The sequence below is a fragment of the Candidatus Benthicola sp. genome (assembly GCF_058719085.1).
Genome location: NZ_JBZQEK010000097.1, coordinates 20292 through 34763, shown reverse-complemented (window position 1 = coordinate 34763; position 14472 = coordinate 20292). Strand labels below are relative to the sequence as shown.

14 protein-coding genes are annotated in these 14472 nt (G+C 63.8%); 8 read left to right on the top strand and 6 right to left on the bottom strand.

Going from position 1 to position 14472, the window contains the following annotated elements; translation table 11 throughout:
- Positions 1-1255: hypothetical protein (locus AC36XV_RS07665; RefSeq protein WP_492203090.1), on the top strand; the 1255-nt coding region annotated here is incomplete at its 5' end.
- A 44-nt stretch (positions 1256-1299) separates the two neighbouring features.
- Here AC36XV_RS07665 and AC36XV_RS07660 read toward each other — a convergent pair.
- The 3 genes from AC36XV_RS07660 to AC36XV_RS07650 form a co-directional block, all read right to left on the bottom strand.
- A complete protein-coding gene (locus AC36XV_RS07660; protein ID WP_492203089.1) occupies positions 1300-2637 on the bottom strand; it encodes an HD-GYP domain-containing protein in 1338 nt (445 codons plus the stop codon).
- A gap of 336 nt (positions 2638-2973) precedes the next feature.
- Positions 2974-3669 (bottom strand): hypothetical protein, encoded by a 696-nt coding sequence (locus AC36XV_RS07655; protein WP_492203088.1) that lies wholly within the window; start codon positions 3667-3669, stop codon positions 2974-2976.
- Positions 3670-3695: 26 nt separating this feature from the next.
- Entirely contained in the window at positions 3696-5558 is a 1863-nt protein-coding gene (locus AC36XV_RS07650) for a diguanylate cyclase (RefSeq protein ID WP_492203087.1), read from the bottom strand.
- A gap of 311 nt (positions 5559-5869) precedes the next feature.
- Between AC36XV_RS07650 and AC36XV_RS07645 the strand changes: the two genes are divergently transcribed.
- Genes AC36XV_RS07645 through AC36XV_RS07635 form a run of 3 tightly spaced genes read left to right on the top strand, consistent with a single transcriptional unit; the run spans position 5870 to position 7050 of the window.
- Positions 5870-6175 (top strand): hypothetical protein, encoded by a 306-nt coding sequence (locus AC36XV_RS07645; RefSeq protein ID WP_492203086.1) that lies wholly within the window; start codon positions 5870-5872, stop codon positions 6173-6175.
- An 8-nt stretch (positions 6176-6183) separates the two neighbouring features.
- Positions 6184-6420 (top strand): hypothetical protein, encoded by a 237-nt coding sequence (locus AC36XV_RS07640; RefSeq protein WP_492203085.1) that lies wholly within the window; start codon positions 6184-6186, stop codon positions 6418-6420.
- A gap of 9 nt (positions 6421-6429) precedes the next feature.
- A complete protein-coding gene (locus AC36XV_RS07635; RefSeq protein ID WP_492203084.1) occupies positions 6430-7050 on the top strand; it encodes a thymidine kinase in 621 nt (206 codons plus the stop codon).
- Here AC36XV_RS07635 and AC36XV_RS07630 read toward each other — a convergent pair.
- Together AC36XV_RS07630 and AC36XV_RS07625 are read right to left on the bottom strand one after the other, a co-directional pair.
- Positions 7017-8117, bottom strand: coding sequence for an ABC transporter ATP-binding protein (locus AC36XV_RS07630; RefSeq protein WP_492203083.1), 1101 nt, complete (start codon positions 8115-8117; stop codon positions 7017-7019). The two genes, AC36XV_RS07635 and AC36XV_RS07630, sit on opposite strands and share 34 nt — an antisense overlap.
- A 25-nt stretch (positions 8118-8142) precedes the next feature.
- A complete protein-coding gene (locus AC36XV_RS07625; protein WP_492203092.1) occupies positions 8143-9738 on the bottom strand; it encodes an ABC transporter permease in 1596 nt (531 codons plus the stop codon).
- A gap of 127 nt (positions 9739-9865) precedes the next feature.
- Here AC36XV_RS07625 and AC36XV_RS07620 point away from each other — a divergent pair, with 127 nt between their 5' ends.
- Complete coding sequence (locus AC36XV_RS07620; RefSeq protein WP_492203082.1) at positions 9866-10048, top strand: AbrB/MazE/SpoVT family DNA-binding domain-containing protein; 183 nt, start codon at positions 9866-9868, stop codon at positions 10046-10048.
- 12 nt (positions 10049-10060) lie between these two features.
- On the opposite strand, the gene AC36XV_RS07615 is transcribed toward AC36XV_RS07620, so the two are convergent.
- The gene (locus AC36XV_RS07615; RefSeq protein WP_492203081.1) at positions 10061-10798 is read right to left on the bottom strand and encodes a ubiquinone/menaquinone biosynthesis methyltransferase; all 738 of its coding nucleotides are present in this window, start codon (positions 10796-10798) and stop codon (positions 10061-10063) included.
- Between the two features lie 135 nt (positions 10799-10933).
- Here AC36XV_RS07615 and AC36XV_RS07610 point away from each other — a divergent pair, with 135 nt between their 5' ends.
- The 3 genes from AC36XV_RS07610 to AC36XV_RS07600 all read left to right on the top strand — a co-directional run bounded on the left by AC36XV_RS07610 (position 10934) and on the right by AC36XV_RS07600 (position 14402).
- Positions 10934-11590, top strand: coding sequence for a penicillin-binding protein activator LpoB (locus AC36XV_RS07610; RefSeq protein WP_492203080.1), 657 nt, complete (start codon positions 10934-10936; stop codon positions 11588-11590).
- A 74-nt stretch (positions 11591-11664) separates the two neighbouring features.
- Positions 11665-12468 carry a hypothetical protein gene (locus AC36XV_RS07605; RefSeq protein ID WP_492203079.1) on the top strand — a complete coding sequence of 268 codons (804 nt, stop codon included), beginning with the start codon at positions 11665-11667 and terminating at the stop codon, positions 12466-12468.
- Complete coding sequence (locus AC36XV_RS07600; RefSeq protein ID WP_492203078.1) at positions 12468-14402, top strand: COG3014 family protein; 1935 nt, start codon at positions 12468-12470, stop codon at positions 14400-14402. The genes AC36XV_RS07605 and AC36XV_RS07600 overlap by 1 nt, the downstream gene beginning before the upstream one ends.
- Positions 14403-14472: the final 70 nt, after the last annotated feature.

The following is a 14472-nucleotide window of genomic DNA, read 5'->3' as shown; positions in this document are numbered from 1 at the left end:
TCTTGCGGCGCTCCACCTGCTGGCTGAAGCGGAGCTGGAGTCTGCGCAACTGCCTCAGGCCCGAGAACACCTGGATGAGATCCTCCGGCTGGACGCGGACATGTCGGTGGAGCAGAAGGTGGAAGTGAAGCTGAAGTTGGTGAGAGCAGTAGCAGGCGGCGCCCACTGGAATGAGGCGGGGCGCCTATTAACTAGCATTGAGCAAGATGTGAGACTGTTTGAATGCTTCGTCGAGCGTGTGGAAACCCGACTGGAAGTGCTTAACTGGCGCCTCAAGGCGGCAACCCGCACCAACGACATTGGTGAAGCGGAACGCATCAGAAACAGGATTCGACGCCTAGCGCAAACATCGCGACGCACCGGGCGGCTAAGTGAAACGGCGAGTATCACGGCCCTGTGTAGTCTAGCGGCCTATGAACTCTTCTACGGATCGGCCAAAGAGGGACTTTCTCTACTCGATTCCCTAAAGGTGCAGGAGGTTTGGCCGGAGCACCTGATACATCGCGTGCGACTACTGCGAGGCCTGGGCAATCAGAGGATGGGACTTTGGGACGCTTCAGAGTATGAGCTACGACAGTCCTACGAACTCGCCAAGCGAACAAACGACACGCTGCAGATTGCTGCTGTGTTGACGAACCTCGCGTGCACTGCTCTGGAACGGGGCTCCTGGGACACCGCAAATGAGTATGGTGATGCCGCATCAGACTTGCACGAGGCATTGAGTACCGCTCTCGATGCACTGATACCGCTGCGGCTCAACTCTGCAAACATAGCCTTCTATCAAGGCAAAGTTCGTGAAGCATATGATCTATACAGAGATATATATCGACAGGCTGTCGACTCCGATTACAACGAATTCAAAGCGGAGACCGAGGCCTGCCTCGGTCTGTGTGCACTCCAAATGCGCGACTCTGAGAGCGCGAGGCGCTGGATTCGCGGACTCGAGACTGACGAACGTCGTCTGTCTGGCATGCAGGAGCGCTTCAAGGTTGAGTGGCTATGGGCATATTGTGCCCGGCGTGAGAACCCCAGTGGCGTTTGGGAGCGCCTGACGCGGGTAGCCGACAGTCAAATCCTCGTGGACCGTGTCGGCGCCCTTAAGATCATGTGGCTTCGAGAAATGCTGGTTCCCAAGTCGAAACGAACGACAGACTGCTCAATCGATGTGAGACGTGAAATGCAGGAGGCTAGCCTTGGCTGGTTCGCTCACTTCACCGAGCGCTGGCGACGACTCGCGGATTGCTGTGCGATCTGACGACCATCACATACCCGTGCGGGTCGAGATTGAGCCCTCCGCGCTCAACTGGCGTCAGCGCGAAGAACCGGGCTGATTCCTGCAAGGCGGTTACCAGTACTTGCTTTCACCGGTTCTGGATTGTCGAGCGTCTCAAGGATGTCTGTCTTGACAAGAATGTCCACAATAGAGCCATCAAACTGGGTCCCTCGGTGCTTCTCCAACTCCTCTCGAACGACGGAAACCGGCAACGCATCTCGATAAGGTCGAGCCGTCGTCATTGCATCGATTGTATCACATACCATGATGATACGCGCACCTAGGGGAATCTCTTCACCGGCAATCCCCGCTGGGTACCCCTGACCATCCCACCTCTCGTGATGGTGCCTTACACAGGCCAGAACTTCGGGGTGAATACTCCGGATCGAGCGAATGATATCCACGCCACGGTCTGGGTGAGCTCTTATCAGTTCTCGTTGCTCAGGAGTGAGTGGGCCCTTCTGCCGCAGAATCTCTCCGTATACGGAGTCAATCTTCCCAATATCGTGCAGTAGAGCAGCGGTCTCGATTCTCTTAAGACTGCGAGGTGCTACACCCAACGCACGGGCTATCTTCTTAGCGGCTTCCGAAACGCGAATTGAATGGCCGGAGGTATATGGATCCTGTGCCTCGATGGTCTTAACCATCAAGCGGAGTAAGTCCGTGTTCAGTTGCTGCAACTCGAAGTTGATCCCGTAACTGTATCGCAACCCAATCAGGGGAATCATCGCAAGAAACACAGCTACGACCCCGTACTCTGTGTAGAGGAAGGCGACGAGAAAAGCGAGCGTGCTCATAGCAAGATCAAACACGATCAAGCCGCCCGTCATTCGCCTCCAAGTCTCAAGAAAGGGTGCACGCTCAGAGACCGTGACGATGAAGGCAACTGTGCCCGTGTTGACCGCGAAGTATGCAAGCACGGCCAACATGAATGGCGCTAGAGAGTCCTGGAAACGAAAGGTGGTGATGCTCTCTACCCCACCGGACCAGCGAAACAACAGACCGGCGACTCCAACCGCTAACACAAGCTGTGAGACATTGAACAGCTTCTTGAGGACCGACTTCTCTCGATACAAGAAGAAGCCAGAAATAAGTTCTGAAAGAAGCGTAACGGTGACGGCACCCGTTGGACCGATTAGGAGTATCGCGCCGAGTTCCGGCACAAAGTCCATCGAAGTTGTAGAACCACCCTCAGTGAACCTGAGATAAAGCATCATTGCCAGCGTACTGAGCGCCAGTAATGTGCCAAATGCAAGCAGAGTATGAGAGTTGAGGGTAGGCGGGTACTTGTAGAACAGGCCTGCTACCAAGGCGACAGCTGCCAAGGCAGTTACTAAGATCGTTCTCTTAACTCTAGGGTCCATACCCTCGATGGCTGCAGTTGGATTGCCCCCGTACCTCTACCGATTACCACCTAAGAGTTCCGCCTTTTGCCCAGCCCAATAATGCGAAGAGCAAATTCATAGAGCACACCTCCTTTCGCATGGAAGTCATACCCAAACCGCTAGAGGGTATGCTTCGTCTCCGCTCGGAGGTATCGCTCCGCTCAGCTTACAGGCGGCTCGGTGAGGTCGGGGGCGTCTCCTTGGTCGGTGGACCGAAGACCGGTCCTATTCGTACTGCTCCAAAGTCCGTATCTGGGTGTGAACCGCAAAAAATAGAACGGAATACGCCGAACGGCGCAACTGGGCGGGCTTCTTCTACCGGTGCTCCACCCACCGGTTGATGGCCTGCAGGCAAGCGAGCACGGCTGCTTCTTCCACCGAGTCCCGGACACGCACGACCCCGGCGAGCGACTGCGATTCCCGTCGCACGGAGCCGTTCACGGCGGCCAGCACGAAGCTCTGACCAAAGGCGCCAACCGAGTCGATTCCCTGGAGGGAGAGGAAGACATCATCGCCGCTGGCCAACTGGGCGGCCTCGAGTACGGCCGTCGCAGCCACCTCCATACGAGCCTTCTCGAAGTCCGGGCCCTCCGCTTCTCCCGTGTAGACGGATTCATCGTGGGAGAGGTCGACTCGGCAGGTCACCTTCTGTCCGGCGGCGCGCTCGATCCGGACGTTTCCGAGGACGAGGCGTCGCCCGGCTGAGCGGGCAGGTTCGGCCGTCGGTGCGGCGACCACTTCTTCCGCGATCGAGCGTGCGGAGGGAATCTCCGACCCCTTCACACGAGCGATCGAGATCTTTCGATGGTCAATCTGCAGCCCGAATTCCGCCAGGAGGGCGGACTCGATGTTGCGCACGATCTGCTTGGGACCGAGGGACGAGCTGGAGAGGACGTGAATCTCCTCGATTCCGCCGGCGCCGTCCGGGACGATCTTGAGCGATCCGACTCCATCGAGGTCGAGCAGGAGCTTCTCGATCCGACGCAGGCCCCAGGGGTCAAGACCTCTCACGTCGCGAGCTTCCTGGTCGCCGGACGTCATCGGACGAGCTTGCCTCCGATCGAGGGGTGGATCGTATTGCCGCCTTGCGCCTTCGCTACATACAGGGCGGCGTCAGCCTCCGCCATGAGGTCTTCCGCCGAAACCTGTCCCTGCATCACTCCCGAATGATACGCCACGCCTATGCTCAGCGTAACCCCTGCATATCCTTCACTCGTGGCGACTCGCATGTCGGCCACGCGCTCGCGAATCTGCTCCGCGACCTGACCGGCACCCTCCCGATCCGGATTGACGAGGATGACGACGAACTCGTCTCCCCCGTAGCGGCAGACGATATCCGTGCTCCGCGTGGCATCGGAGAGAATCCGAGCCACGTTCCGGAGGATGAGGTTGCCGGCCGCGTGCCCATGTACGTCGTTGACAGGCTTGAACTTGTCCAGGTCGATGAACAACACGGCGATGCTGGTTCCGGTTCGGCTCGCGCGGTTCAACTCCTCCTCCAAACGCTCGCTGAGCACCCGGAAGGTGTACGCGCCGGTGAGTGCGTCGTGCATGGCGTCACGGGACGCCTGTTCGTACTGGCGAGCCAGATAGATGGGGCAGAGCGACAGAGTCGAGCGGCCCCGCGCGACGGCGTTCGCGAACTCGAGGCAGGTGGCGTGTCCGCAGGAGCCGGTGTTCCAGTATCTTCCGTCGGGTGTGGTTCCGATCTTCCCGAGGATCTCGGCCACCTCGGCCGGATCGGCTACCCCATCTTCCGCCTTCTTGGGCTCGAAGAAGGTTCTGAGGTCCAGGTCTTCCGCGAGTTCCACCACCGGCTCGGTCGACCGCGGCGGTTCGGACAGTTCCGCGATCTCCTTTCTCCAGTAGAGGTCGTCGCCCGGGCCGAAGGCAGGGTGCCCCAGGTTCCCCTCGAACGGAAGGATGTCCACGAAGCCGAGCGGACTGCCTTCCTCGATGATCGCCCGCGCCAGAGTCGGCAGTGCCCGCAGGTCTCGCTCCTTGCGGAACTTGCGCGAGGTTTGCCGCTGCTCCTCGAGAATCTGGCGCGGCAGACCTCCCGACATCGAGAGGTGGCGCCGGCGGTCCGGAACCAGGCGGAAGAGGGTCTGCGGCTGCTCCACCGGCTTCGCGCCCCGTTCCGAGAGGAGGTTCTCCAGCTCTTCGAACGAGATGCAGATGTCCACTTCGGTCCGCGTTCCGTTCGTCCCCGGGGCGCCGAATCCCACGTAGATGATGTCCGTGTCCCGGCCCTCGACGGCGCGAATGTACCGGGCGAGGGCAACGGCCGGGGTGACGACCGGAGCGAGAAACGGAAGAAGCTCCGGCGCGCGCGTACGGCAGTAATTCACGACCACCGGGCTGGTGGACCGCAGCCACGACCGATACCCACCTGCGTTCCAGAGTCGGAGATACTCCGCGGCAATCAGCTCGTCGCCGATCGCCTCGAAGTAGACCGACTGAAACCCTGCCTTGAAACAGGCGTTGAGGATTTGCTCCGGGGTCGCGGGGAAGAAGTAGACGCTGATCTCGTTGGGGAGAATGAGAAGGGCCCTACCCGCGTCGATGGACTCCAGACAGGGCTGAATGTCGCCCACGACGTCGATCGCGTCGTGGTAACAAGCCGGGACGCACAGCCCGCATTCGATGCACGTTTCGGGGTCGATGCGAACCTCGCTGCCGGTCACGGCGATCGCCTCGACCGGGCAGACACGCACGCACGCCATGCACGACGTGCACTTCTCGTTTATCGAGAATTTGAGACTCACGTCCCCCCTGGACCGTTCCGTGGCTCCCGCCGGAGCCACGCTGAAGAGCCGATACCCTCTCTTGCAGCGATGAGTTGCACCCTTACAAGAACTATACCTTCGTCGTCCGGTCGAAGCATGGCAAACCGCCATGTTTCCACAACCTTCGGAGTCCTGCTAAGTTTTTGTTGCCAAATCGATTATGGCGCACCATCGCAATCTGCCCGGTGCTCGCCCGTGCGGGACCACGCGGTTCGCCGAGCAGAGCCTGTGGCATTCGGGCCACGCGATTGCCGGCTTCCCACCGCAAGATTGGCGTAACCGAAGAGGCACGAGTAGCTTGTCGGGCGGTCGACAGATCGGGTATGTGGCGGTCGTGTAGAGCGCCCTCCGGGTCTGCCCGGCCTCGCCGGCGGTCCTCCCGCCGGGCGTCCTCGGGACACCTGCAACGGCGAAGGCGATTCATGGCCACTCAGGAACCAAGCATCCTCAAGAAACTGCTGTTTCGCATCGATGGAGCGGCGGACAGCAAGAAGGTGGAGTTCACGAGCGGCGGCGGCCAGAAGTGGCAGGCCGAGCTCTGTCTGCACTCGGGCACCAATCCCCAGTCTCCGAGACTGATGGTGATGTTCCGGAACCGAACGCGCCCGAGAGACCCGCAACGATATACGCTCGTTCCACCGGGCTACTCCAAGGTCCCGGCCGAGGCGGCGAAACAGCTCACCGAAGACGACCTGCGAAGCCTGCTCGCGTCGTCCGTGGAAGTGTGAGGATCGGCATGTCTCGAACGATCACCGACGACAACTTCCTCCAGTGGGAAGTCTACGTTTCGGGCGGACAGCCAGGCTCGCCTGCGGCGGCCCGGATCTTCTTCTACTGCCTCGATGCGCCCATGAACCCGGCACGCTTCGTGACCCATGAGAGCGGCAACGTCGCCGCGGCCGAGGCCGCCGTGCTGGAGATGTCGGACGACCAGCTGGGGGAATTGCTCGCGGAAGCGACCGTAAACGAGTAGGCGCACGACATGGCGCGAGAGGGGCGGGAAGGATCGATCGAGGTCATCACCGGCGTGATGTTCTCGGGAAAGTCCGAAGAGCTGCTCCGACGCGTTCGCCGCGCCATGATCGCCCGGCGGTCCGTACAGGTCTTCAAGTCACAGCTCGACGATCGATACGGCGGGCTTCAGCGGATCAGCTCGCATGACGGACGTGAGATCGAAGCGAGGCCGGTGTCGAGCTCCCGGGACGTGGCGGAGTTCGTGTCAGCAGACACGGAGGTCGTGGCCGTGGATGAGGTACAGTTCATGGACTCCGGCATCGTGGACGTGGCGAACGACCTGGCCGATCAAGGTGTGCGGGTCATCGTGTCCGGCACCGACATGGACTTCCGCGGGTTGCCGTTCGGTCCGATCGGCGATCTGCTCGCCGTGGCCGAGAAGATCGACAAGCTGCACGCGATCTGCGTGGTGTGCGGAGACCTGGCGACCCGAAACCAGAGGCTGCTCGACGGCCGACCCGCGCCAGCGGAGGGGCCTACCATCCAGGTAGGCGGACTTGAGAGCTACGAGGCACGCTGCCGGGCACACCACCTGGTGCCCTCCACACGCGACGATCAGATGCCGCTGATCTCCGACCGGGAAGCCTGATCTCCCTGCACCACGAAGGCATGCAGGGCGGTCGCCTTGACCTGCACCCAGATCCCGGATCCGACTTCGAGTGCGAGCTCCTCGCCGGCGGCCCGTGTGATGACAGCCGCCCAGTGACCCGCGCCTTTCAGCCGGATGCGCTGCATGCTTCCCGAGGAACGAATCTCCGTGACGACGGCCCGGAAGCGGTTTCGCGGGCTGGCCGAGATCTCGGTTCTCGATAGGAACAGGTCCTCCGGTCGGTACACCACCCGCACGGTGTCACCGACGTCAGCGGCTCCCGCCGCGCTCAGTTCGGTATCTTCGACCCGGATTCGGAGCAGCCCATCCACCGAAGAGACGACGGAGGCGCGGAAGGAAAGCTCCGCACCCGTCACCGCCGCGATGAAGGGGTCCGCCGGATTCTCGAACAGGTCTTCGGGCTCTCCGGACTGCACGACTCGCCCGTTCCGGAGCACGATCACGCGATCGGCGAGGCTGAAGGCGTGGGCCCGATCGTGCGTGGCCAGCACCGTGGCATGGGCCGAGTCCCGGGCCACGTGATCGAGATCTTCGATGAGGGCGGCGCGCGCCATGGCATCCAGACTGGAAGCGGGTTCATCGAGAAAGAGAACGTCGGGCTCGACGGCCAGCGCGCGCGCGATGGCCACGCGCTGCGCCTCGCCTCCCGACAGCGTCCTGGCGTCTCTGTCGAGGAGGGCGGAGACGCCCAACTGATCGGCTGCGGCCTCGGCGAGCACACGGACCCTCGCCTTGTCCCGACGCCTCAGTCGCAGTCCGATCTCGATGTTTTCACGAACGGTTCCGGCCCACAGGTGCGGCCGCTGAAACACCACGGCGCAATGTCTGCGCATGAGACGATCGGCCCCGCGGCCCGATGCGCCACGAAAAGTCACGGTTCCCGCGTCCGGCCGCTGGAGACATGCCAGAACGCGGAGCAAGGTCGACTTCCCGGCGCCGTTGGGGCCGAGAATCGCGAGCACCTCTCCGCCTCGCACGTCGACCGCGTCGACGTCGAGAATGAGGCTGCGTTCCGCCCTGACCTCGAGGTCTCTCCCTTCGATCAACGGTGACGGCTCCATCAGCGCGGGGTCACGCGAACACGGGTCTGCGGAGGCCGCGACCGTGTGTGAGCGACAGTCCGAGGTTGATCAGAAACGCGATCGCCAGCAGAACCACGCCGAGCGCGATGGCGACGCCGAAGTTCCCGCGCCGCGTCTCGAGCACCACGGCGGTGGTCATGACTCGCGTCTCACCCAGCAGGTTTCCGCCCACGATCATCACGGCCCCGACCTCGCTGATCACGGCGCCGAATCCTGCCGCGATGGCGGCAATCAGCGAGGCCCGCGCCTCCCGCAGGTGAAGCAGGGTGGCCTGCCACCGGGTGGCGCCGAGGCCGCGAGCCTGCTGGCGTACGTCCAGGGGCACGCTGTCGAGGGCAGCCAGGGATACGGCCGCGATGTACGGTCCGGCCAGGATCACCTGGGCCAAAACGATCGCCGCCGGGGTGTACAGCAGGCCCATCACCCCTGCGGGCCCGGAACGCGACAGGAGAAGATAGACCGCCAATCCGACCACGACCGGAGGGAGGGCCAGCCCCGTGTTCATGAGGGCGATGACCGGCTTCCAGGTCCGAAAACGGGTCGTGGCCACGAGTACGCCGATCGGCAGACCGATCAGTGTGGCGAGCACCAGCGCCGTGCCCGAAATGGCCAGCGAGCGGAGAATGATGTCCCAGACGTAGAGATCTCCCGAAGTGAGAAGTCTCCAGGCCTCGCCAAACGGGTTGATTCGGAGGCGGGAGCGGTCGGCCCGGTCCGACACCGCTCGATCGAAGGGTACCAGCTGAAAGAGCGGCCGTCCGTACTCCGCTTCACCGAACGAACGGATGATGGAGAGAGACTCGTCTCCGAGCAGCCAGTCCTGAAAGTGCTTCGCGCCCTCCGGGTTGCTTCCGGCCGCCGTCCGCATGACCGAGTACAGGTTCTCCATCAAAGCGCCCCCGGCCACCAGGATCTCGAGGTCCAGCACATCCGCGAGGACGGTGAGGGTCGACTGGTCCGTGAGGACGTACGCTCCGCGCTCCGAGGCGAGCATCAGGGTGGGGCTCATGCCCTGGCCCGCCTTCAGGTACCAGTCGCCGTTTGGCTCGATGCCGGCCGCCCCCCAGAGCGCCTTCTCCTTCATGTGGGTGCCCGAGTCATCGCCACGGGAAACGAACGGTGCTTCAGCCTCGGCGATCGACTTCAGACCGGCCGGTCCGGGCTCCTCTGCCACCAGGCCGCGCAGATTCGCCGGATCCGCCACGGGACCGGCCAGTGCGAAGTCGTTCCGCATGAAGGTGACCCGATCTCGTCCGTGCCCCTGACGAATGAACTCGAGCTCGGCCGGGGGCGCATGCACGAGCACGAGATCGGCGTCACCCCGCCGCCCGAGCTGGAGCGCCTGGCCCGTGCCCACCGAGAGCACGCGCACGTTCAGGTCCGGGTACTCCCGCTCGAATGCCGCGACGAGGGAATCCAGAAGCCCCGTATCGTAGAGCGAGGTCGTGCTGGCCACGACGACGGTGCTTCGTGGCTGTGACCCTGACCGATCAGTGCAGCCGGACGCCAGGGCTGAACAGGCGAGAAGAGCGAAGACCGCGGCCTGGCTCGACCGGAGGGTTTCGATGCGCAGGGACCTCAACATCTCCATACCGTTTCTTTGAAGGTGTGCACCGTGATATACTGCAAGATTGTATCGAGTGTCGGCCGCCGTGGCTCCCGCCAGGCGACTCACCTGTCACCGGCACCAGACCCGTCCCGGAGGAGCGAGCATGGGAATCTACCGCGTCCTGTACTATTCCACCGTCACCGTGGGCAGCGGTGGCCGCATCACGATCCCGCAGGAAATGCGAGATGACCTGGATCTACAGGACGGCGACACCCTGACGGCACGTCTGGAGGGAAGCGAGACGGGCCAGAAGCAGCTCACGATCTGGAAGCAGCGGGAGGGCTGAGGTGATCTGAGATCAACCGGGCGCCTGCCCGAAGTTGATCGCCATCGCCCCGAAAACGAGATCGATGTGCCCGCAACGCACGAACCCGTGCCGTTGCATGATTTCCGTCACGCCCCTTTGTGCGGGATACTGCCGCAACGATTCCGGTATGTATCGATAAGCCTCGACGTTTCGATGTAGAAGCCACCCGGCGATCGCGGTCGACAGGTCCAGGTATCTCAGGTAGAGGCGGTCCAGCCATGGCGGCTGAGCCCGGCCGAAATCGAGCGCGACCAGTCTGCCGCCCGGCGCCAGGCATCGCCGGATCTCACCGATGCACCAATCGAGGTCCGGGAAGTTTCGCAGCCCGTACCCCACGAGTACCCGATCGATGGTCCCGTCCGCGAACGGAAGATGGGTCGCGTCGCACTGCATCCAGCGCACGTCGCCTGCGTTGCGCCGCTCTCGTCCGGCGGCCAGCATCTCCCACGTGAGGTCACCGGCGACGACCACGGCACCGGCTTGTTTCGCCGCACGTATGGCGAAATCCCCGGTTCCTGCGGCAAGGTCGAGCACGACGTCCCCCGGCCCGATGTCGGCGAGCCCCACGGCGAAACGCTTCCACGCGCGATGCAGGCCCATGGACATCACATCGTTCGTGAGGTCGTACCGTGCGGCGATGCGCCCGAACAGCGACCGGACGTAGCGTCTCTTGGATGCGGGCGCCTGGATCTGACCGCGGATCCGGGCTGCAAGAGGATCTCGTGTCATGACGCGAAGGATCACGGCACGGGGCCTGCGCTGTCAATGATGGTTCGAGTGGAACCCGGGAACATCGAAACCGGGACGGGAACGCAGGGTAAGAACGCGTCGATGGAGCAACGAGAGGTTCACCCCGGAGGAGCCATGTCTGCCTGGAATCCTTGGAAAGCGCGGCGCCGCGTCGGCGTCTCCTCGATCATCCTGCTGAGCGCTCTGGCGGCAGCCTCGTGCAGCAACAAGCACGTATCGCGCATCGAGCCGGATACGGTCACCGATCTTTCCGGGTCGTGGAACGATACCGACTCGCGTCTCGTGGCCAACGCCCTGATCTCGCAGAGCGTGACCGCCCCGTGGTTGGAGCGCTACTACAACAACCACGGCGGGGATTCACCCGCAGTCATCGTGGGGGAGTTCAGGAACCGTACGTCGGAGCACATCGAGGTCGGAGTCTTCGTCCGCGACATCGAGCACGCGTACATCAACTCCGGTCTGGTGACCGTGGTGGCGAGCGCCGAGCAGCGTGAGGAAGTTCGGGGCGAACGCGATGACCAGCAGGAGTTTGCCCGGGCCGACACGCGTGCCCGGCTCGGACAGGAACTCGGAGCCAATTACATGCTGCAGGGCGACCTGTCCTCGATCGAAGACGAGGAGGAGACGGAGCGCTTCGGAGCAAAGCGCAAGGAGAAGATCGTCTTCTATCAGGTGGATGCAAGGCTCATCGACCTGCAGACGAACGCCGTCGTTTGGGCCGGACAGCACGAGATCAAGAAGTACATCGAGAGGCAGCCTTTCGGTCTGTGAGCGAGCCAACGGCTTCACGGGTCGCGCGCGACTCGAATCTCGCTCGCGCCCGATCCTCCATACGGGAGAGAACGATGAAACGGACGTTCCTGCTGCTGGCTCTCACCGCCTTCGCGGCCTGCGTGCCGAAGAAGGTGAACGAAGAGCCCATCATGGAGAACGACCAGCGTGTCGGAGACTCGTCACAGGCCGTGGCCGAGGCGACCGCCAAGGCGTCCGACGCGAAGGCGAAGGCCCAGGAGCGGGAGATGATCACGGCGCAGGCGATGGCGGACTGCGCCCCCGAGGTATGCGAGGCCCTGGTCCGCGGAGAGGTGGCGATCGGGATGAACGAGACGCAGGTGCTCGCGGCTACCGGTACCACCGATGACGCGTGGGCGATCCGCCAGGCGGGCGATGCGACCGTGATGATGCCCGGGACCTCGATCAGCCCGCCCTCCGATGTGGTGGGGGACCTGGCCGTGGTGCAGCTCGCCAACAACACGGTGACCCGATACGCGTATCGGGAATCACAGGGAGTGCGCGTAGTCGAGACTCCGTACGACGCCACCACCGAGGGCAGGGCGCAAGCGATGGCCGACGCGCTCGTACAGGAGGGTGACCAGTATGCGGCGCAGGGGGACTTCGATGCGGCGCTGAACCGGTACGACCGGGCGAGCATCCTCACGCCCGGCGACCCGATGATCGATTACAAGATCGCCGAATCCCTGGACAAGGCCCTTCGGCCGTATGCGGCCCTCATCCAGTACCAGCTGTTCCTGCACCGTATGCGGCTCGAGACGATCGAGGCCCGCGGCGAGGCGGCCGCCCAACTGGCGGAGGCCATCGCCCTGGCGCAGCAGCGGATCCTCATCCTGGAGCGACAGGTTCCGGAGTAATGGACACACTCGGAGATCTCGGCCGACCCGCACAAGGGTCCCGGATCCTCCGGCGCCGCCAGCTGCCGCCCGGGTTGGCGGTGGCGGCGGCGCTGCTTCTTTGTGCCTGTCATCTGACCGGGTCCTTCCAGACCGGGCCCGAGGGCCAGTCGGTGCACGACACCGAGCTGCGGCAGCACGTGAGGGACGAGCAGTTCGCCGAAGCGCTGGAGCTCACGGAGCCCGACGACGCGGACGAGATCGGGGACGAGCTCCTGCGGCTCATGCACCGCGGACTCCTGCTGCACTACGCCGGCGAATACGAGGAGAGCAACGAGTTCCTGCAGGAGGCCGAGCGGATCATCGATGACCGCTACACGAAGAGCATCTCCGTAGCCCTGCTGTCGCTGGTGACGAGCGACCGGGCCCTCGCCTGGCTGCCCAGTCCCACCGAGCGGCTCATGGTCAACTACTACGGGGCCCTCAATTACCTCGCGCTCGGCGACCCCGAAGAAGCTGCGGTCGAGGCCCGCCGCCTCAGTCGCCTCCTTCAGCTCAGCGAGGACGAAGAGTTCGATCCCGAAGAGGCCCAGATGCGCAGATTCCTGCGATACTTCGCAGGTGCGGTGTTCGAGGCTTCGCGGAACGACAACGATGCGGCGGTCGCCTATCGCCACGTCTGGTCACCGACGGACGACCTGTCGGCGACTCCGCTTCGACCTCGCTTCCTGTACATCTGGGATCAGAGCTACGAGGAGCCCACCGATCCCGCGTTGGCCCTCCCCGAGCGGGACATCGACTTCGTGGTGGACTCGGTGCTCGCCGCTCAGGCAGCCGCCCGGGAGAACCGGGCGGAGGCGGACCTCGAGCCCACGGACGACGCCGGAGCCGAGTTCGACGCTGCGGAGGTCCCGGCTGCGATCGAAGCGCCGAGCGGGATGCCCGCGCCTCCCCCTCTCGTCGAGGAAACGACGCCTGCCCCCATCGATCTCGCCGCGCTTACCCCCGGCCCGGATGCGGCCACCGGCGGTGACGTGGTCGTGCTCCTCGAAATCGGCCTCGTATCGCACCGGGTGGAGCGCTCCCTGAACGTTCCCATCTTTCCCGAGGAGGCGAGCGGGTTCGAGAGCTCGGACGCGGATGTGCGCTATGCGACGGCCGCGTGTGTCGCCAGCCGCTCGTTCCAGGGCCGCTACGACTTCACTCCCATGCTGCTCGAAGCCGGGGCGGCGTGGCAACGGACTTCGGACGGGAAGTGCGTGGCGCGCGGAGCGAAACGGAACGAGGAGTCGAGCGAGGACGATCAGGCGGACCGGGATGTCTACCTCATGCGCGTGGCGTGGCCGGAGATGGTGCCTTCCGGGCTGCCCGCCGATCTCACGGTCGAAGGTCTCGCGGTGGCGGCGGATGTGCAGCCGCTTCAACTGGCCGGGTTGGGCCCTCTTCCGGATTCCCTCGCGCCGCTGCTACCCGACTCTGTCTCGACGTCGGACCCGGTCGAAGTCACCGGTGAGCAGGCCGCTGACTCCGGACGAGGCGCCGGGGCTTCACTCCTCGCGCGACCGGCCATGACCGGCTTCGTTTCCGGCGCCGTTGCGAGAGAGTTCGAGCAGAAGCTTGGCGGCATCCTCATCAAGTCGGTGGCGCGGACGGTCCTCAAGTACGAGGTCGCCCGAGGGCTCGAGCGAGAGCTCGGCGAAGAGGACGAGATTCTGGGCGACATCGCCTTCTACGCCGCCAACGCGGCCGGTGCACTCCTCGAGCGTGCAGACACGCGCTCGTGGCACCTGTTGCCCGACCGGCTGGAAGTGGCACGGCTTCAGCTCCCGCCCGGCAACCACGCTCTGACGCTGCGGGTGGACCTCGAGGACGGCACGCGACGTTCGATCGATCTGGGCACGGTACGGGTGGTGGACGGCGGCGTGAGCGTCCTGTCGGCCCGGGTTTGGCCATGACCCCCCTTCCGAGTTAGCTTCCCGGCCTTCTCGGACGGCGGGAGGTATCGAGCGGGCAGGGTTCCGACGG